18 protein-coding genes are annotated in these 17,529 nt (G+C 67.7%); 9 read left to right on the plus strand and 9 right to left on the minus strand.

The window, feature by feature from the left end; genetic code table 11:
* Positions 1-24: 24 nt before the first annotated feature.
* Together AC069H_RS16615 and AC069H_RS16620 are read right to left on the minus strand one after the other, a co-directional pair.
* Complete coding sequence (locus AC069H_RS16615) at positions 25-912, minus strand: alpha/beta fold hydrolase (protein WP_478232867.1); 888 nt, start codon at positions 910-912, stop codon at positions 25-27.
* Entirely contained in the window at positions 912-2,234 is a 1,323-nt protein-coding gene (locus AC069H_RS16620) for a M20/M25/M40 family metallo-hydrolase (RefSeq protein WP_037338283.1), read from the minus strand. Before AC069H_RS16620 ends, AC069H_RS16615 begins: the two co-directional genes overlap by 1 nt.
* A gap of 744 nt (positions 2,235-2,978) precedes the next feature.
* On the opposite strand from AC069H_RS16620, the gene AC069H_RS16625 reads away from it, so the two are divergent.
* The 6 genes from AC069H_RS16625 to AC069H_RS16650 all read left to right on the plus strand — a co-directional run bounded on the left by AC069H_RS16625 (position 2,979) and on the right by AC069H_RS16650 (position 7,198).
* Positions 2,979-3,776, plus strand: coding sequence for a hypothetical protein (locus AC069H_RS16625; protein WP_478232868.1), 798 nt, complete (start codon positions 2,979-2,981; stop codon positions 3,774-3,776).
* Positions 3,777-3,999: 223 nt separating this feature from the next.
* Entirely contained in the window at positions 4,000-4,404 is a 405-nt protein-coding gene (locus AC069H_RS16630; protein ID WP_478232869.1) for a hypothetical protein, read from the plus strand.
* Between the two features lie 11 nt (positions 4,405-4,415).
* Complete coding sequence (locus AC069H_RS16635; protein ID WP_478232870.1) at positions 4,416-4,691, plus strand: hypothetical protein; 276 nt, start codon at positions 4,416-4,418, stop codon at positions 4,689-4,691.
* Entirely contained in the window at positions 4,685-5,797 is a 1,113-nt protein-coding gene (locus tag AC069H_RS16640; RefSeq protein ID WP_478232871.1) for a hypothetical protein, read from the plus strand. Before AC069H_RS16635 ends, AC069H_RS16640 begins: the two co-directional genes overlap by 7 nt.
* Positions 5,798-6,652, plus strand: a complete 855-nt coding sequence (locus AC069H_RS16645) for a tetratricopeptide repeat protein (RefSeq protein ID WP_478232872.1) — start codon at positions 5,798-5,800, stop codon at positions 6,650-6,652.
* Positions 6,653-6,781: 129 nt separating this feature from the next.
* The gene (locus AC069H_RS16650; RefSeq protein WP_478232873.1) at positions 6,782-7,198 is read left to right on the plus strand and encodes a hypothetical protein; all 417 of its coding nucleotides are present in this window, start codon (positions 6,782-6,784) and stop codon (positions 7,196-7,198) included.
* 218 nt (positions 7,199-7,416) lie between these two features.
* On the opposite strand, the gene AC069H_RS16655 is transcribed toward AC069H_RS16650, so the two are convergent.
* The 3 genes from AC069H_RS16655 to AC069H_RS16665 form a co-directional block, all read right to left on the minus strand.
* Positions 7,417-8,250, minus strand: a complete 834-nt coding sequence (locus AC069H_RS16655) for a class I SAM-dependent methyltransferase (RefSeq protein WP_478229467.1) — start codon at positions 8,248-8,250, stop codon at positions 7,417-7,419.
* A 37-nt stretch (positions 8,251-8,287) separates the two neighbouring features.
* Entirely contained in the window at positions 8,288-9,157 is an 870-nt protein-coding gene (locus AC069H_RS16660) for an EamA family transporter (RefSeq protein ID WP_478232874.1), read from the minus strand.
* Positions 9,158-9,258: 101 nt separating this feature from the next.
* Positions 9,259-9,435 (minus strand): hypothetical protein, encoded by a 177-nt coding sequence (locus AC069H_RS16665; protein ID WP_478232875.1) that lies wholly within the window; start codon positions 9,433-9,435, stop codon positions 9,259-9,261.
* 556 nt (positions 9,436-9,991) lie between these two features.
* On the opposite strand from AC069H_RS16665, the gene AC069H_RS16670 reads away from it, so the two are divergent.
* The 3 genes from AC069H_RS16670 to AC069H_RS16680 are packed head-to-tail and all read left to right on the plus strand — an operon-like array spanning position 9,992 to position 13,524.
* Positions 9,992-10,990, plus strand: coding sequence for an NAD-dependent epimerase/dehydratase family protein (locus tag AC069H_RS16670; protein ID WP_478229464.1), 999 nt, complete (start codon positions 9,992-9,994; stop codon positions 10,988-10,990).
* 18 nt (positions 10,991-11,008) lie between these two features.
* Positions 11,009-12,322, plus strand: a complete 1,314-nt coding sequence (locus AC069H_RS16675) for a glycosyltransferase family 4 protein (protein ID WP_478232876.1) — start codon at positions 11,009-11,011, stop codon at positions 12,320-12,322.
* Complete coding sequence (locus AC069H_RS16680) at positions 12,319-13,524, plus strand: cytochrome P450 (protein ID WP_478229462.1); 1,206 nt, start codon at positions 12,319-12,321, stop codon at positions 13,522-13,524. The genes AC069H_RS16675 and AC069H_RS16680 overlap by 4 nt, the downstream gene beginning before the upstream one ends.
* Before the next feature lie 15 nt (positions 13,525-13,539).
* On the opposite strand, the gene AC069H_RS16685 is transcribed toward AC069H_RS16680, so the two are convergent.
* From AC069H_RS16685 to AC069H_RS16700, 4 genes are all read right to left on the minus strand, one after another.
* Positions 13,540-14,589 carry a methyltransferase gene (locus AC069H_RS16685; protein ID WP_478232877.1) on the minus strand — a complete coding sequence of 350 codons (1,050 nt, stop codon included), beginning with the start codon at positions 14,587-14,589 and terminating at the stop codon, positions 13,540-13,542.
* An 11-nt stretch (positions 14,590-14,600) separates the two neighbouring features.
* Positions 14,601-15,818 carry an aminotransferase class V-fold PLP-dependent enzyme gene (locus AC069H_RS16690; protein ID WP_478232878.1) on the minus strand — a complete coding sequence of 406 codons (1,218 nt, stop codon included), beginning with the start codon at positions 15,816-15,818 and terminating at the stop codon, positions 14,601-14,603.
* A complete protein-coding gene (locus AC069H_RS16695; protein WP_478232879.1) occupies positions 15,815-16,903 on the minus strand; it encodes an adenine nucleotide alpha hydrolase family protein in 1,089 nt (362 codons plus the stop codon). Before AC069H_RS16695 ends, AC069H_RS16690 begins: the two co-directional genes overlap by 4 nt.
* Positions 16,904-17,251: 348 nt before the next feature.
* Positions 17,252-17,527 (minus strand): hypothetical protein, encoded by a 276-nt coding sequence (locus AC069H_RS16700; RefSeq protein WP_478232880.1) that lies wholly within the window; start codon positions 17,525-17,527, stop codon positions 17,252-17,254.
* Between the last annotated feature and the right edge of the window lie 2 nt (positions 17,528-17,529).

Here is a 17,529-nt window from a genome sequence, read left to right on the forward strand (position 1 = left end):
ACGTGCCACCGAAAACAGATTTTGTCAAGACAGTCCGGCTTGTCGGCGAGCTTGGTTCGCCAGCGCGAGCAGGCGGGGAATGACCTGCGGGGCCGCCTCGAGCGGGACGACGTGCCCGACGCCGGGCAGGACCACGGCCGTCCCGTTCTCCACCGCGCCCGCCAGTTCCTCGACGTCCGCCGTCGGCACGAGCTTGTCCCGCTCCCCCACGATCGCCGTCACCGGCACAGCCCCGACCTGCGACAGCGCCGATTCCCGCGTGTAGGCGTCCAGTGCGGGGCGGAAGGCGGACACCGTCTGCGGCCAGTTGCCGCGGATCATCCGCACGGTCAGTTCGACGTCGGCGGGCACCGGGTCGTCGCCGAAGAGCCACCACCTCAGCCCGGCGGTCACCGCCTTGCTCGTGTGCTCCCGTACCAGGCCGATCAGTTTCGTCCCGAAGACGATCTCCAGGTCACGGCCGAGTTTCCCGAGCGCGTTCGGCCAGATCGCGTCCGGGGTGACGCCACCCGCCGACATCGCGAGCAACCCGATCCCGGCCGCCCTCGCCGCGAAGACGTCCGGGTGGCGCTGGGCGAGCGACAGGATCGCGAGCCCGCCCATGTCATGGCCGACCAGGACCACCTTGCCGCCGGGGACCACCTTGTCCAGCACCTCGGCCAGATCGTCGGCGAGCTTCCCCATGGTCGCCGACGACGCCCGGACCTCACCGGATTCTCCGTGGCCGCGCTGGTCGTAGGCCACCACGGCGAGAGGTTCCTCGGACGCCTCGGCGAGCACCGGCGCGATGGCACGCCAGCTGCGCCTGTCGAGGGCGTACCCGTGGAGGAGCACCACGGTCACCGGCGCCGACGGATCACCCCAGCGCTCGAAGTGCAGGGGTGTCCCGTCGGCGGCCAGCAGACCGGGCATCAGGCAGAGCGGAGGAAGCGGTCGAGTACGCGCACGCCGAACTTCAGCGCGTCGACCGGGACACGCTCGTCGACCCCGTGGAACAGAGCGGAGAAGTCTAGGTCCGCGGGCAGCTGCAGCGGAGCGAAGCCGAAGTTGCGGATCCCGAGCGACTGGAACGACTTCGCGTCGGTGCCCCCGGAGAGCATGTACGGGAGTGTGCGGGCGCCCGGGTCCTCGGCGAGGACCGCGTTGGTCATCGCGTCGACCAGGGCACCGTCGAAGGTCGTCTCGACCGGCGGCAGCTCCATCCACTCCTTCTCGATGTCCGGGCCGAGGATCTCCTCCAGTTCGGCGTTGAACGCCTCGAGCCTGCCGGGAAGGATCCGGCAGTCGACCGAAGCCTCCGCGACGGACGGGATGACGTTCGACTTGTAGCCCGCGGTGAGCATCGTCGGGTTCGCCGTGTCGCGCAGGGTCGCGCCGATCATCCGGGAGATGTTGCCGAGTTTGGCGACGGAACCTTCGATGTCGTCCTCGGGGAAGTCCCAGCCGGTGATCTCGGTGACGCCGTCCAGGAACTCGCGGACGGAGTCGGTCATGACCAGCGGGAAGCGGTGGTTGCCGAGCCTGGCGACGGCCTCGGACAGCTTGGTGACGGCGTTGTCGCGGTGGATCATCGAGCCGTGACCGGCGGTGCCGCGCACCCGCAGCTTCATCCAGCGGATGCCCTTTTCGGCCGTCTCGATGAGGTACGCGCGGACGTTGTCCTTCAGCGTGATCGAGAAGCCGCCGACCTCGCTGATCGCCTCGGTGACGCCTTCGAACAGCTCGGGCCGGTTCTCGACCAGCCACTGGGCGCCGTACTTGCCACCCGCCTCTTCGTCGGCCAGGAAGGCGAAGACGAGGTCACGCGGCGGGACGATGCCGTTGATCTTGTAGTGCCGGGCCAGCGCGAGCGCCATGCCGCACATGTCCTTCATGTCCACCGCGCCGCGGCCCCAGACGTAGTCGTCCTGGATCGCACCGGAGAACGGGTGCACCGACCACTCCGAGGCGTCGGCGGGGACGGCGTCGAGATGACCGTGGATCAGGAGCGCGCCGCGCGACGGGTCGGCGCCCGGCAGCCGGACGATCACGTTATGGCGGTCCTTGCCCCCGGACTCGACGTAGGTGATCTCGTAGCCCGCGTCGGTGAGCTTCTCGGCGACGTACTCCGCCGCGGCGCGTTCACCGACCAGCGTGTCGGGGTCACCCGTGTTGGTGGTGTCGATGCGGATCAGTTCACTGGTGAGGGTGACTGCCTCTTCGGCGGCTGCTTCGATCAAATTCGGTTCGGTCACCAGGCATTCCTACCATTGGCGGAGCCCGCCGACCCGCTGCCACCGCCTGGTGGACGGCGTGTGAAGACCCACTCAGGCGGCTGCCGCCGCGTCATGGCAGGCAGCGGGTGATCGCGCGCAAGCAGACAAGCACCTTCGCCGCTGAACGATCACGGCACCGTAGCACCGCTGTGCGCGAGATGCGTCAATCCGACCCGAGCTTCTGGGGCCGCTGCCCGACCTGCCAACAGACGTGGCAGTTGAGCCTGAGTCCTTGCCTGCGTTGCACCCTCGGCCAGCGGGTACGCAGCCTCCTCGGCGACCGCGCCGAGCTCGCGGCACCGCACCACGCGATCACCCACGTCGAACGGCCCGACACTGCCATGGCCTGGCTCGCACGCCCCAACGTCAGCGCGCTAACTCGCCGCACTTGGCCGGGATGACCGCCCGCTCACCCACGAGGTGCTCGACGAGCTACCCGCCAGCAAGACCCTGGCCCACCTGCGCAGTGTCCCGGCCGCCACGGGCACCCTGCCCTCCGCGGGACGAGCGCCTTGTCGTCCTGGAACGCTGGATCGGCGACCGGGTGGCGCGCTGACCGACTGGACGGATCGAGGTCACGGCGGCGGCCCGCCTCCACCCGAAGCACTGACCGGCAAGCGGCAGTTTTGGCGCGCGGGGGTCACAACCGCACCGCATTCTGTGACACTTTGACGGGCTGTGTCCCGCTGTGACAGCGCGAGAAGGGAATCTGCTGTGTCCGGAATGCTCAACAGACGCAAGGCGCTCGCTCTCGGTGGTGGTGCCGCGCTCGGCGTCCTGGCCGCCGGTGCCGACACGGCTTCCGCCGCGACGGGATGGATCCGGCTGCCGATCGTCACCGCCAACATCGGCCGCGACAACCTCGGGGCGCGCGAGGCCGCGATCGACGCCGTCCGCAACTGTGACCCCCTGGTGCGGCCTCTGGTCGGCTGGCAGGAGATCAACGAGGGCGACACCGGTGAGCCCGCGATGATCGACCACTACTTCGGGCCCCTGTACAACAACGCGTTCCTGCGGCACAACACGTCGTTCCGGATCCCGATCTCGATCCCGCGGCCGTGGGCGGTGGCGAGCGCGAAGACCACGTATGTGCACGGCGGCATCAGCGGGGTGACCCCGCCGCGCTGGATCAACGAGGTCGTGGTGCGTCACCAGAGCTACCCGACGCTCCAGTTCGCGCTGATCAACTCGCACTACATCGCCAACGCGTACAACGGCGACCAGCGCACCGACCTGCGCGACGAGTGGAACGAGCACAAGAGAATCCACGCCAGTCGCGTGCTCGCGCACCACAACGTCGGGCGCCTGGTCTTCTGGACCGCGGATACCAACAACCCGAACTACTACAAGGCCACCAGCCTGGACGCGGAGCGCCGGTGCTTCGGCACCGGTATCGACCGCATCAACTGGCTGGCGGGCAACGGCGTCGTCCAGGAGCGGTTCATCGACACCAAGACTGTGGACATGCGCGTGGACGGGCATGACGCCCGGGTCGCCGTCTTCCAGGTCCGCCTGGCCTGACGGCACGGGCCGGGCCGGGCGCCGCCCCGCCCGGCCCGTGCCATGGCTGAGGTCTCGAAGGGGCAGAACCCTCGTCCGCGGCGAGCCGGTCTATCCGGTGTTCGCCGGATAACGGCCGTGCAGGAGTGCGTTGACTGTTCGCGCCTGAAGGCGGGGCTGTAGCGGTCTGAGCGTCGTGGCCGATATCGACGGTTGACGGTCGTGGCGACGTGAGAGGTTCGGTGTGATCGAGTCGGTCGAGCTGGTGGTAGCGGCGTTGGCCGCGGGTGCGGCGGTGGGGGCGCGTGAGACGGCGTCGAACGCGGTGAAGGACGCTTATTCGGGGGTGAAGACGCTGACCCTCCGCACGTTGCGCCGTGGCGATTCCGTGCCGCCCGAGGTGGTGGAGGCTGTCGAGTCCGACGCGATCACGCCGATCGAGGACGGGGCCGCGCGGCGACGCGAACTCACCGCGGCCTTGGCCGCGGCGGACGCGGGGGCGGATGACGAGCTTGTGGCGGCGGCGCTCAAGGTCCTGGAGCTGACCGATCCCGCCGGAACCCAGGAGGGAAAGCGCCGGGTGCTGATGCACGGCAACAAAGGCGTGCAGGTCGGCGACCACAACACTCAGACCAACACCTTCGGCTGACACCGTCGCCGATGCCCTCGAACCCCTACGGTTCCGGCGGAGAACCGGCCGCCGCGTACGAGATCCGCGGCGGCCAAGGCGTGCAGGTGGGAAACCACAATGTCCAGCACAACACCTATGCGCAGCACGTCCACGTACCCGCGGTCGTCACGCCGATGGAGCAGATCGACACACCGGCCGGTCTGGTCGACCTGCCGAAACGGTCCGCGATGTTCGTCGGCCGTGGCGGGACCTGCAGCGGCTGCGGGAGGCGATCACGGCGTCCTCGTCGGGATCGGTGGTGGTGACCGCGGTGCACGGCTTGGGCGGGATCGGCAAAAGCACGCTGGCCGCGCACTACGCCGACACGCACCGCGCCGGCCACTCACTGGTGTGGTGGATCACCGCCGACGCCCCCACGTCCATCGAGACCGGCTTGGCGCGCCTGGCGGTCGCGCTGCAACCCGCAGTGGGAACTCTGCCGCTGGAGCAGCAGACCGAGCACGGCCTGCGCTGGCTGGCCACCCACAGCGGCTGGTTGCTGATCCTGGACAACCTTCCTGGACCGAATGACGCGGCGACGCTGCTGGCTCGCCTGCCCGGGGGCCAGGTGCTGATCACCAGCCGGCGCACCACCGGCTGGCACGACATCGCCACCACGCCGCTCTCGCTCGACGTCCTGGAACCCGGCCAGGCGCACGAACTGCTCACCCGGATCCTGACCCACCACGACCCCGCCGCCGGCACCGACGGCGCGGACACCTTGTGTGCCGAACTGGGATTTCTGCCGCTGGCCATCGAGCAGGCCGGCGCCTTCATGGCCGAAACCGGTTCCACGGCCGGCGAATACCTCGACCTGCTCGGCCGGTACCCGGCCACCATGTACGGCGAAACCGCCGAGGGTGGGAACACGCAGCGGACCATGGCCCGGATCTGGCGCGTCACCCTTGATCGGCTCGCCGACACTCCGTTGGCGGGCAAGGTGTTGCGAGTGCTGGCGTGGTACGCCCCCGACGACATTCCCACCACGCTGCTGAACGAGATCGATGACGAGCTCGCCGTGACCAAGGCGTTGGGACGCCTGGCCGCCTACGCCATGATCACCCGCAACGGTGCAGTGATCAGCGTGCACAGGCTCGTGCAGGCGGTCACCCGCACCCCCGACCCCGATGACCTCCATCGCAGCCCGGTCGACGTCGCATACGCACGCGACCACGCCACCAGCGCTCTGAGCCGGGCACTCCGACCGCTGAATCCCGAGGCGCCCCAAGACTGGCCAGGGCTGCGGGTCCTGGTGCCCCACGCTCAATCACTCATCGGCAACACCGCCCCTGAGGACGACACCATCTTCGTCCTCGGCCAGTTGGGGCGATTTCTGTGGAACCAGGGAGCAGTGGCGATGGCGACGGGATAATTGGACCGTTGCCTCATAGACTGTGTGCGGGTGCTGGGTCCTGACCACCCCGGCACTCTGACCTCCCGCAACAACCTCGCCGCCGCCTACGAGTCGGCGGGGGATCTCCGACAGGCGATCCGGCTGTACGAGGCCGCTCTGGCCGATCGCGAACGGGTGCTGGGCCTCGACCATCCGGACACCCTGACCTCCCGCAACAACCTCGCATACGCCTACCGGTCGGCGGGGAATCTCGAATACGCGATCTCGCTGCATATAGCCACCCTCGCCGATCGCGAGCGAGTGCTGGGCCTCGACCATCCGGACACCCTGACCTCCCGCAACAACCTCGCTGGCGCCTACCGGTCAGCAGGTGATCCCGGGCAAGCGATCCCGCTGTGCGAAGCGACCCTCGCCGACTGTGAACGGGTCCTGGGCCCCGACCACCCCAGTACTCTGACCTCCCGCAACAATCTCGCCGCCGCTTACGAGATGGCGGGAAAACTCGAGCAGGCGATCCCGCTGTATGAAGCGACCCTCGCCGACTGTGAGCGGGTGCTGGGCCCGGACCACCCCGACACTCTGATCTCCCGCAACAACCTCGCCTACGCCTGCTGGCTGGCAGGAGACCTCGGGCGGGCGATCCCTTTGCACGAGGCCACTCTCGCCGCCCGCGAACGGGTACTCGGTCCCAGTCACCCGCACACTCTGTCCTCTCGACACAACCTCGCCGGCGCCTACGAATCGGCGGGGGATCTCCGGCAAGCGATCCCGCTGTACAAAGCCACCCTTGCCGCCTACAAGCGGATACTGGGGCCCGGCCACCCCGAAACCCGGGCCGTACGCGCCAATCTTCGCCGCGCCCGCGGAAGGTGACACCTCGAAGAACGGCCCAGTGATGCGCTCGTGTCCCGTCGGACCGGCGGAAGTGGCCGGGAGCGGGGCACGCTTTCGGCCACCGATCTGCTACGCGGGCAGGGTTTGGTCCACTCGGCGTTGATCCGCGTGCCTGAGCAGGTCGCCCTCGTGCTGCGCGCGACCCGTGGTTTCGGGCTGTCGATACTGACCAAAGTTCTTCCCCCACGCTCAGGTTCCGAGGATCTGCCGTCGGCCTTCAACGACCCCGAAGCCATGATCGGCTGGGTATCCTTGCGTGAAACGGCTGAGTCCGACGGGACCGATGGCGGTTCCAGGAGTCCGTGGGACCGATACCTGCGGACGCCGATTCGCAAGACCGCCGCTCATTGGGAGCGACTGGACGGCTGTGCGTCTCGAGTTCGCCACGGAGCAGTGTGGTTTGTCGCTGCCATCCCACAGCCGCCGGAGTGGCAGCGCGTGTTCGTCGGAGGTGACGAGATCATGGTTGTCTCCTCGCCCGAGAGGATGCGCGACATGGGCTTCGGCGACACCACATTCCTTTAATAGTTCAGTTACACGCTCGACGGCACGAGCAGACAGTGGCGGGAACACACGACCCGCGGCATGAGCGGACGTTTGACTCAGTGAACGGGCCGGAGGGGAAACCGCGATGCCGGCCACGCCGCACCCGTCAACGCGCTTTGTTTGTCAGAACCAGAGCCTGCTTTCGCCTGATCAGGGCGATGGACGTGGTGGACCTAAAGGACGTTCGAGTACGGCGATCAGCAACGGGCGACGAAGTACCGCACGGGTGACGGGATTTCGAGGACGCCAGATTCCGTCACGAACTCGGCTGCTTCGGCCGCGATCTCTTGTGCGACCGTCTCGTGGTGCTCCGCGGGCATCGTGTCCCACATCATCCGCATACCGTGCGTCCAGGTCCAACTGACGAGCTGATCCGGTGAGTCCGCCCGCAGGAGGACGTCCTCGACGTGGACGGCGACATCGGAGAAACCGGCGCGCCGGAGGTCCGCGGTCGCCTTTTCCGCGCCACCGAAAGCTTCCTCTTGCGGGTAGACGCGGGCCGAGACAGAGAACCTGGCTGCGGCCGCCGCGATGGACCGCAGCCCGAACACTCGGGGCTCGGGTTCGAGTACTGACGCCGGCGCACAGACCGCCAGGCGTCCGCCGGGAGCCAAGAGGGTCCGGTACCGGCCGTAGGCGGATTCCAGGTGCGGCACCATGTGCACACTGTTGCTGCCGATGACGGCGTCGAAGTAGCCGGGTCCGAAGCCGGGAGCGGCGCCATCCATGACCGCGACGACCGCTCCGGTGGCGTGTCTGCTTCGCAGATTCGCCGCCGTCTTCGCGACCATGGCCGGAGAGACGTCAATCCCGACGACCTGCCCGGAGGGGCCGACCGCATCGGCCGCCGCGAACAGCGCCGCGCCACGGCCGCAGCCGATGTCCAGGACGTACTCACCGGCACTGAGCGCGGCCAGCTCGACGAGCCGTGCGGCGATCGGGCGGAAGTATTCGACGCCGTTCTGGTCGTAGGCCCCTGCCACCGTGTCGAAGGTCTGCCGCATCGCTGTGTCGGGTGACGACGTGTTCATGGTCTTGTTCCTTTCGCAACCGTGAGCGGGTCGGGCCTCAAGCGAAGGTCAGCATGGCCACACCACCCATCACAACCAGCGCGCCGGTGACCCGGCGGCGAACATGGCCTTCCCCGAGGAAGTACCAGCCGAAGATGACCGCGGTCACGATGCTCAACTCCTTCACTGGAGCGATTACGCTGACCGGTGCCCACCGGATCGCGAAGAGCACGAGGACATACGCGGTCGGCACCAGCGTGCCGACCACCACGATTTCGCGCCGGTGCGCCGACCAGAGCTCTCGCAGTGCCCGGGTGCGCGCGAGCGCGACCGGAGCCAGGACAAGCACCTCCCCGACCGACACGCCCCAGAAGACGAGCAGCGGTGAAAGACCGAAGCCGCTGACGACGTTCTTGTCCCACAATGTCGCCAGCGCGTTGGCAAGACCGATCAGCATCCCGAACCCGGCCGCGGACACCCTCGCGGCGCGGCCGATCGGGCCGGGCGACCGGTCCACGGTGATGACCAGGACCCCGCCGATCACCGTGGCCGCGCCGAGCAGGGCCAGCGGGCTCGGCCGCTCGCCGAGCAGCAGCACGGCCGCGGCGATCGCGAATACCGGTGCCGCGCCACTGGACAGCGGGTAGACCACTGACAGATCCGATGTACGGTAGGCGCGTTGCAGCAGCAGGTAGTAGCTGAGCTGCAGGCAGGTGCCGACCACGGCCGACAGCGCCCAGTGCCCGAGGTCGACCGGACCGCCGAGGATGAGGGCGCCGATCCCCAGCGGCAGTATCAGCACACTGCCCACGGCCATATAGGAGAAAACGAACAGCGAACCCGACATGCCCATTCTCTTCGCGATCACGTTCCAGCCCGCATGGGCGAACGCCGCGACGAGCACGAGCAGCACAGCCAGAACTATCAACGGGGCACCTTTCGCGATTTTCGATGCGGGGCGCCACCTGCCCCCAGGTACGGCCGACGCGGCCGATCATGCGCTGTGACCGGCCGCGCCGGCCTGGTCGGCTAGACCGAGACCAGCTCGTAGACACCGGCCGACGCGCACAGCGCCCGGTCCGAAACCCACTCACTGCGGTCCGAGACCCAGTTCGCCCGGTCCGAGACCCAGTTCGCCCGGTCGGACACCCAGTTCGCCCGGTCCGAGACCCAGTTCGCCCGGTCGGACACCCAGTTCATCTCCATTGTTCCTCCTTTCACTGAATCGAATCGGCTCCCGGCCGCCAGCCCCGGCACGAGGAGTGCGGGAATGGTTTCCCGTCAGGCGGACGGGAACGAAGGCGCCCGGCAGTGGCGCGAGCGCGGAATTCCTTTATGGACGAAAGGCGGTGGGCGCAAGAATGGCCGTCAGCCCCCCAATCCTCGCTTCCGGTGGATCGCGCCTCAGCATTTCTAACACGCGGATTTGGTGTCGATCAATCGGCCGCCGGTGCCCGACTTCGTCGCCCTCTGTCGTCGGCAGGCGGATCCGTGTCCACCAAACGGGTTCTGACACTCCGGTCCGCAGGCCTGGCGATCGGCGTATCCGCGCTACGGATTCCGCCTTGCCGCAGAAACAAAACTACCGATTTGTGCTACGAAAGGAAAAGCAAGCAAGCACTTTCCAATCGATGATCGTCCACTCGATCAGCGGATTCCCCCGCCTTTCGTGGTCTGCTTCCATGGAGAAGGTAAATTCTCGCCGGTGTCACCCTGGGGGGCTGGACACCGGCTCTCACAGTGAGTTCCCCCGAGGAGCGATATGGCTTCCTACAAGGACGTCCTCGTCACCGGCGGCGCCGGATTCATTGGACGCAACATGATTGCCGGGATGGTCCGTGACGGGTACACCATCACGGCGCTGGACAACTACAAGATCGGCGGGAAGGAGTTCGTCGACGACGAGATCCGCAACGAGGTCAATTGGGTCGAAGGCGACTCCCGCGACTATTCCCTGGTGGCGAAGCTGACCAAGGGTATGGACGGGGTCATCCACCTCGCCGCGCCGTCCTCCTTCCTGATGTACGAGGAAGACCCCACCGACGGCGCGTCGGTCACCACACAAGGCTTCCTCAACATCCTGGAGGCCGTGCGCCGCAACGAGGTCGGCAAACTGGTGTACGCCAGCACGAGCGCGGTGTACGAGGGGAACCCGGTGCCCTACACCGAGGAGATGACCCTTGCCCCGCCGGATCTGAAAGCGCTTTCGAAGAAGTGGAACGAAGAGGCGGCCCGGCAGTACTCCGACCGCTACGGCATCACCGCGGTCGGGCTGCGCCCGTTCAGCGTCTACGGGCACGACGAGTTCAGCAAGGGCGGCTACGCGAACGTCATCTCGCTGTTCGTCTGGGCCGCGCTCAGCGGGCAAACGCCCGTCCTCTGGGGGAACGGGCAGCAGACCCGCGATTTCATCTACGTCACCGACGCCGGCCGCGCCTTTCAGCTCGCGCTGGAAGGCGACCTCAAGACCGACGAGTTCAACGTCGGGACCGGGCTGGAAACGACGTTCAATCGCACCCTCGACCTGATCGGCGCCGAACTGGGCATGGACCTCACGCCCCGCTACGTACCGACGCCCATCGCGATCTACGCGGAGCGGCTGTGGGCGGACACGCGCAAGGCCGAGAACCTCCTCGGTTTCCACCCGTCGGTCACAGTCGAGGAGGGTATCCGCCGGGTGATCGCGTCCGCCAAGGAAGCACGCGATCGCTGGCCGGAACTCGGTACTCGGCAGATGTACTTCGAGAGCCTGCCGGCCTGACGGCGCGGGTGGGACGGGATGACGACGATGAAGCGGGTACTGGCGCTGACCGACGCGCCTGACGACGTCAGTATCTTCTGTCAGGACACGGAACTGCTGCTGTTCCGGATCGAGCAGCTGCCGGCGGCCAGACACGACTTCAAGTTCTTCGAGCAGGTGTACACCAGACTGCGCGAGGCCTGCGATCTGTCCACCGTGGACATGGTCGTGGCGGAGTACACCGAGGCGCTGCCTTTGCTGTACCTGATGAGGCGGGACGGCCACTCGTGCCCGGCGCTGATCATCCCGCACACGAATCCGTACCCGCTCAATATCCTGTGCCACCTGATGCTGGTCGCCGAGACCGCGCATCCCGGCGACCTGGTCCTGTGCGGCTCGACCAATGCCGCGGCCGCCTACGAGCAGGTCGCCGGGATCCCCGCCCGCAACATCTGCACGTTCGGCATCCGCGACATCTACCGGCCGGGAGACCGTACGGCGGCCAGGGCCCGGTTCGGGCTGCCACCGGACCGGCCGATCCTGCTCTATACCGGCCGGTTCATGACCGACAAGGGAATCGGCGCCCTGCTCGAGGCGTACCACCTGCTGCGCCGGAGCGTGCCGGACGCGTTGCTGACGATGTCGGTGACACACATCGACGCGGTGCTGTACAACCAGCTCGCCGTACAGCTCGAGCACGTGGTGCTGTTCCAGCGTCTCTCGCGGGAGGAGACGGTGAGCCTGTACAACGCGGCGGACCTCTACGTCTCCGGTGCCACCAGCATCTTCGAGACCTACGGGAAAGCGCCGCTGGAGGCGATGGCCTGCGGACTGCCCGCGGTGCTGCCGCGCTGGGACGGCTTCCCGTACTTCGTCGGCGAGCACAACGGCGCACTGGCCGCGGTCCAGCACGGGGATACCGGCCGGACCAGCCCGTTCGACTTCGCCGCCGTCGACCCGGCCGACCTCGCCCGGCAATGCCGCCGGGTGCTGGACCGCGGCAAGCTGACGGACTACCGGACGCCTGCCTGGGCCACCTACGAGGAGACCATGCGCGTACTCCGCGGCGTGGTCGGTGAGCTCACCGACCACCCGCGGCTGGCGGTACCCGTCGCCCCGTCCGCGGCGTTACACCGTGAGCGCTACTCACCCGCCGTCCGCGCCTTCCTCGACCATTACCGGTTGGAAACGCTGGAAGACCTGACCGTCCGGACGACCGAGCTGGGCCTGATCGACCGCCGCGATCCGGGTGACCGGACTGTCCTCAGTGGACTGCATGATGAGATCTTCGGCATCATGGCCGCCGATCCCGGCCGTGCCGGTGACGACGAGAAGGCCGGGGTGACCGGATGACCGCAGGACTGGGACTGGCCGACCAGCGCAGCGACTACGCCTCCCTGGTGCGCTGGTGGACACGGATGCGGGACTCGAAGCCGGTGCATTACGACGCGGAGCTGGGGAACTGGCACGTGTTCCGCTACGACGACGCGGTGCGCGTCATCGGCGACCACGAGACGTTCTCGTCGGACCTGCGCTCGGCTGTCCGGCAGCCGGAGCAGTTCGCGATCGTCGCGCGCGGCGCGTTCAACGGCTTCGACCCGCCGGAACACACGAAACTGCGGTCACTGGTCAGGACCGCGCTCACGCCCCGGATGATCGCCGGTCTCGCGCCCCGCATCACCGCCATCGCGCACGAGCTGCTCGACTCGATGGCCGGGCGGCGCCGGGTGGAGCTGGTCCGCGATCTGGCCTACCCACTGCCGCTGATCGTGATCGCCGAGCTGATGAACATCCCGCTGGCCGATCGGTACCGCTTCCGCGCCTGGGCCGACGCGCTGTTCTTCCAGGGCCGCGGGGACAAACCGGTGGTGGTGCCGACCGAGGAGATGTTGCGCTCGGTCGAACCGCTGATCGGCGAGATGAACGCCTATTTCCTCGACCACATCCGTTACCGGCGGCGGCATCCGGGCGGCGACCTGATCAGCAAGCTCGCCGCCGTCGAGGTGGCCGGTACCCGGCTTGCCGACGAGGAAGTGCTGGGCGTCTGCGGCTTCCTGCTGGTAGCCGGGCACATCACCACCACACTTGTGCTCGGCAACGCCGTGCACCTGCTGGCCACCCGGCCGGACCTCGCTGCGGCACTGCGGTGCCAGCCTGGCCTGATCCCTGCCGCCGTCGAGGAGGTCCTGCGCTTCCGGGGGCAGCTGCCCGCGACCCCGCGCCGGACCACCCGCGAAGTCACCCTCGGCGGCCAGGCCATCCCGGCGGGTGAGGTACTGCTCGTCTGGATCGCCTCCGCGAACCGGGACGAACGCCAGTTCGCGCAAGCGGATCGCTTCGATCCGCGGCGCGAACCCAACCGCCATCTGGGATTCGGGCGGGGTATCCACTTCTGCGTCGGTGCCCCATTGGCCCGGCTCGAGCAGCGCATCGCCCTGCGCGCGGTGCTCGAGCGGTGGGACTCGTTCTCACTGGACGGCCGCGTGCGACCCGAGGACGTGCGCAAAGCCATCGGGTTCCGGACTCTTCCCCTCGAAGTTTCCTGGGCCGGCTGAGCCTCCTGCCGGCAGTCAGCCGACGTCGAAGCAGACCAGGAACAGACCCTGCTCCGGCAACAGCCCGGCGACGCCGTCCGGCCGCAGCCCGGCTTCCCGGCCGAGCCGGGCGAACTGTGCTTCGGTGCGCTCGGCAGCGTCCAGCAGGAGCAGCATGGCCAGGTCTCGCTGGCTCGCCACGAACTGACCAGGATCGTCACCGGCTGCGGGCACCTCGTCCAGCACTCGCTCGACGAGCACGACCTGCCCGCCCGCGACCACCGCTGCCCCGCAGCGGCGCAGGATCGCGACCGCGGCCTCGTCGGGCCAGTCGTGCAGGATGTTCGCCAGCAGACAGACGTCCGTCCCGCCGGGCAGCGGATCGAAGAAGCTGCCGCCCACCACCGTCACCCGATCCGACACCCCCGCCGCCCGCAACACCGGGTCCGCGGCGCTGACGGTGCCGGGCAGATCCACCAGCGTTCCGGCGAGCCCGGGGTGAGCGGCCAGTACGGCCGCGAGGACGTGCCCGGTCCCGCCGCCGACGTCGGTCACGTGCCGGACACCCGACCAGTCGTACCGTCGCGCCACCTCGGGGCCGAGCGTGGCGGCGTGCGCGGCCATCGCCGCGTCGAAGGACCGGCCGAGCACCGGATCGGCGGCCAGGTCGTCCCAAAAGCCGCGTCCGAACAGGCCGGCCCACACGCTTTTGCCCGTGCGCACCGCTTCGGGTAGTGAGGCGATCGCCTCGTCACCACGACGGGCAAAGGCTTCGCGCTGGTCCAGTGCCTTCGCCAAGCCTGCCGGGTGGCCGCTGCACAGGACCGCCCCGAGCTCTCCGAGTTCGACGCGATCTGCGGCGGGCGCGCGGAACACCTCCAGCAGCACGAGATACCGGACCAGCCGCCGAAGGGCAGTCACGTCCGCGCCGGACCCGCGCGCCAGGCCGGCGAGGTCATTGACGCCGTCGGCCACCAGGTCCGGCAGTCCGAGCGTAACCGCGGCCCGCAACGCCCACGGGGTGAACAGGGTCGCGCCGCGGGCCACCCTGACCACCGCATCCCGGTCGGTATCCCTGTTGCTCAACGTCTCTCCGTTCAGGTGTGGTTTTTGATGATCCGGTCCAGTGCCTCGGCTCCGCGGTCGACGTCGCCGAAGTCGTTCAGCACGCCAGGGGCGAACCGGACCGCGCTGCTGCGATACGGCGTCTGCCCGGCGACGACCCCTTCGGCGAGCAGGAGATCGACGACGGTGGCCGGGTCGATGCCGAAAACGTCGAAGCACACCATCCCGGACGTCAGCCCGCCCACGTCAGGCGTGCGCACGTGGACACCGGCTACATCGGCGAGCGCACCGCGGCAGTGCGCGTTCAGGTCGTGGATGCGGGCGGCCACCCAGGGCTTTCCCAGCTCCTGTTGGAAGTCGAAGGCTTCGGCGAGCGCCCACCGGTGCTCGTAGGCCGGGAACCCACCCGGGGTGCAGAACCGTGCCGCCGGCGCCTTGCCGTCCGGCACGGAACCCAGGTACCACGGCCAGAACACTTCGACGTCGAACGAGGTGATGATCGGCCGGATCGCGGCCCAGCCCCGCTCACTGCCCCAGACCAGGCCCGTTCCGCGAGGCCCGAAAAGCCATTTGTGGCAACCTGTGGCAAAGAAGTCGCAGCCGAGCTCGGTCACCTCGAAATCCTCGACGCCCATACCGTGCACCCCGTCGACGCAGGTCAGGACCTCGGTACCGGGTGTACGCCCGGCGTTGACGGCCGCGACGACGTCCGCGATACGGGCCAGCGGCAGCTTGACCCCGGTCCCCGAGTGCACCCAGGTCAGTGCCAGCAGCCTGGTCCGGTCCCCGATGCCGCGGGTCACGGCATCGACAATCTCGTCCTCGGTCGCCGTCCGAGGGTCCTCGTAGAGCTCGATGGTCCGGTGGGAGGCGCCGCTCGATTCGGCCTTGAACCGCAAAAGTTCCCTGGCCGCGTAGTGCTCGTGCGAGGTGCTCAGGATCTCCTCGCCGGGCCGAAGCATCATGCCGGTGAACACGACGGCGAGGCCCATGGTGGTGCTTTCGGTGAGCGCGATCGTGTCCGGCTCAGCACCGAGGTAGCGTCCCGCCTTCTCCAGGACCCGGCGCTGGAGCTCGTCGCGATGGTGGAAGTACAACGCCGGGTTGCTGTCGAGGCCCTGCCGGTGCCGTTCGATCGCCTCGCGGACCGGCCGCGGGTGTGGGGCCAGCACTGAGAGTCCCAGGTGCACGTAGGCCGGGTCGAGGTCGAACTGGGCCCGCAGCTCGGGCCAGTGGGGCTCGGCCGTCACTTTTCGATGCCCCAGCGGCGGGACTCGACCGGTGTCAGCTCGATCAGCTTCGCTCCGCGCCGGATCGCCTCCTCGTCGAGGGTGGCGATGTTCGCGGGCGACGGGTTGGGCGAGAGTCGCTGCTCGTGGGCTTCGGCGATCTGGTAGATGTCGAAACCGTACTGATTGCGCATGATGCGGTAGCCGAGTTCGTTGATCATGCAATTCGTGCTGCAGCTGCCGGTGTTGTGGGGTACCTCCCAGCCGATGGCCTCGAGGTCGGCGATGATGCGCTCGGTCGGCGGCTTCGGCACGAACTCGTAGAAGGGCACCAGAGCGGTTCCGCTGTCCCCGGCCCGGAGCAATTCCGCGGCTTCCGGCGCCTTGCGTTCGGCGTGTCTGCGCAACAATGAGACCTGGTCCTCGACGACGTCGGCCAACGGCGTCAGCCCGTCTATCTTCACGATCGGCCGGTCACCGGCGGTAGTGCGGTTCTGGCCTTTGTGTGTCCCGACGAAACATAGCGGTATCGAATTTTCCAGACAATATACCGACGCCTGAGCGAGAATGGTGGAAAAACAAGGCCAGCACGCCGACCCCCACGACATCGCCGCGCGGAGAAGATCCGAGTCATCCTCTTCGTTCATCGCGAAACCGAGCCGGAACAGAGTGTTCATCGGATCGCGTTCCGGACGCACGATAACCAATTCGATGTCGAGTTTCTCGCACAGTGAACTGGCGTTGCGGATCGCCAGCGGCGATTGATATCCCTGGTCGAGCATCCAAGCCACGACCCGCACGTCCCTGCCTGCCAGATCGTGCAGCATCCAGCTGGAATCCTTGCCGCCACTGTAGAGAACCAGCGCGTCGGCCTTCGCCTGCGGCCGCCGCGCCGGCACGCTGGCGACAAGTTCGTCGAGTTCGGCCGGTACTTCTCCCGCCACTTCGCCGCGGGCCACTCGGAAGACCAGATCAAGTAACCTGCCGCGGTCTTCCTGGGCAGGCAATTCCGCTGGATCCGGCGGATTCAAACAATGGGTGCACAGTGCGGGATCAGGCGATGGATCCCTGCCATCGAGGCAGGCGATGAATTTGTCGTACCCCATGGGCATACCGCATCGAGTGCAGACCGAACCGTCCGGAGCGACCGACATAACCATTCCTTTCGCGCGACTGGCAACATTTGTTCCCACGGCCGCCGTGCCTGCGAAAACCCCCGACAGGCCGGACGCCGGAGTGCGACGATCTTTCACGGCCGTGTAACTACCCTAGAAATGGTTGAGGTGCACGACAAGGGACCACTCGGGTACCGTGTGATCACAGCGGGTGGGCGCTGACAAAGGGGTGCCTGACACATTTTGGATCTCTTGATCTTGCCGTGCGAGCGTGAGCACCTGGACGATCGAGCTCGAAGACCAGCGTTGATCGAGTCGCGATCCACCGCGGGAAGCGGACTAGTACTCCAACGCGACGACGTGCCCAGTCTCGTGAGCCTCAATCGTGAGAAGGGTTGCCTTTTCGCGGTAGACATCGACGATGACCTTCGATGACTGCTCGTATCGGACGCGGACTCTCTGCCCGATCACATCCCAGGTGATGTGAAGCTTTTCGGTCACGGAGACGGGGACGCGCACCTCTCGTACCCAATCGTCGCCCGACACCTTCTCAGCCTGCGGGAGAACGCCGAACGCAGTGAGCCACACCTCGTCCTCGGCAACCACGAACTCCACGC

Source organism: Amycolatopsis sp. NPDC043887, from assembly GCF_056435665.1.

Bases quoted from the DNA above. Each gene is read 5' to 3' on its own strand.
- AC069H_RS16615 (WP_478232867.1), bottom strand. From the start codon at position 912: ATGCCCGGTCTGCTGGCCGCCGACGGGACACCCCTGCACTTCGAGCGC.
- AC069H_RS16625 (WP_478232868.1), top strand. From the start codon at position 2,979: ATGCTCAACAGACGCAAGGCGCTCGCTCTCGGTGGTGGTGCCGCGCTC.
- AC069H_RS16635 (WP_478232870.1), top strand. From the start codon at position 4,416: ATGCCCTCGAACCCCTACGGTTCCGGCGGAGAACCGGCCGCCGCGTAC.
- AC069H_RS16655 (WP_478229467.1), bottom strand. From the start codon at position 8,250: ATGAACACGTCGTCACCCGACACAGCGATGCGGCAGACCTTCGACACG.
- AC069H_RS16665 (WP_478232875.1), bottom strand. From the start codon at position 9,435: ATGGAGATGAACTGGGTGTCCGACCGGGCGAACTGGGTCTCGGACCGG.
- AC069H_RS16670 (WP_478229464.1), top strand. From the start codon at position 9,992: ATGGCTTCCTACAAGGACGTCCTCGTCACCGGCGGCGCCGGATTCATT.
- AC069H_RS16675 (WP_478232876.1), top strand. From the start codon at position 11,009: ATGACGACGATGAAGCGGGTACTGGCGCTGACCGACGCGCCTGACGAC.
- AC069H_RS16680 (WP_478229462.1), top strand. From the start codon at position 12,319: ATGACCGCAGGACTGGGACTGGCCGACCAGCGCAGCGACTACGCCTCC.
- AC069H_RS16695 (WP_478232879.1), bottom strand. From the start codon at position 16,903: ATGGGGTACGACAAATTCATCGCCTGCCTCGATGGCAGGGATCCATCG.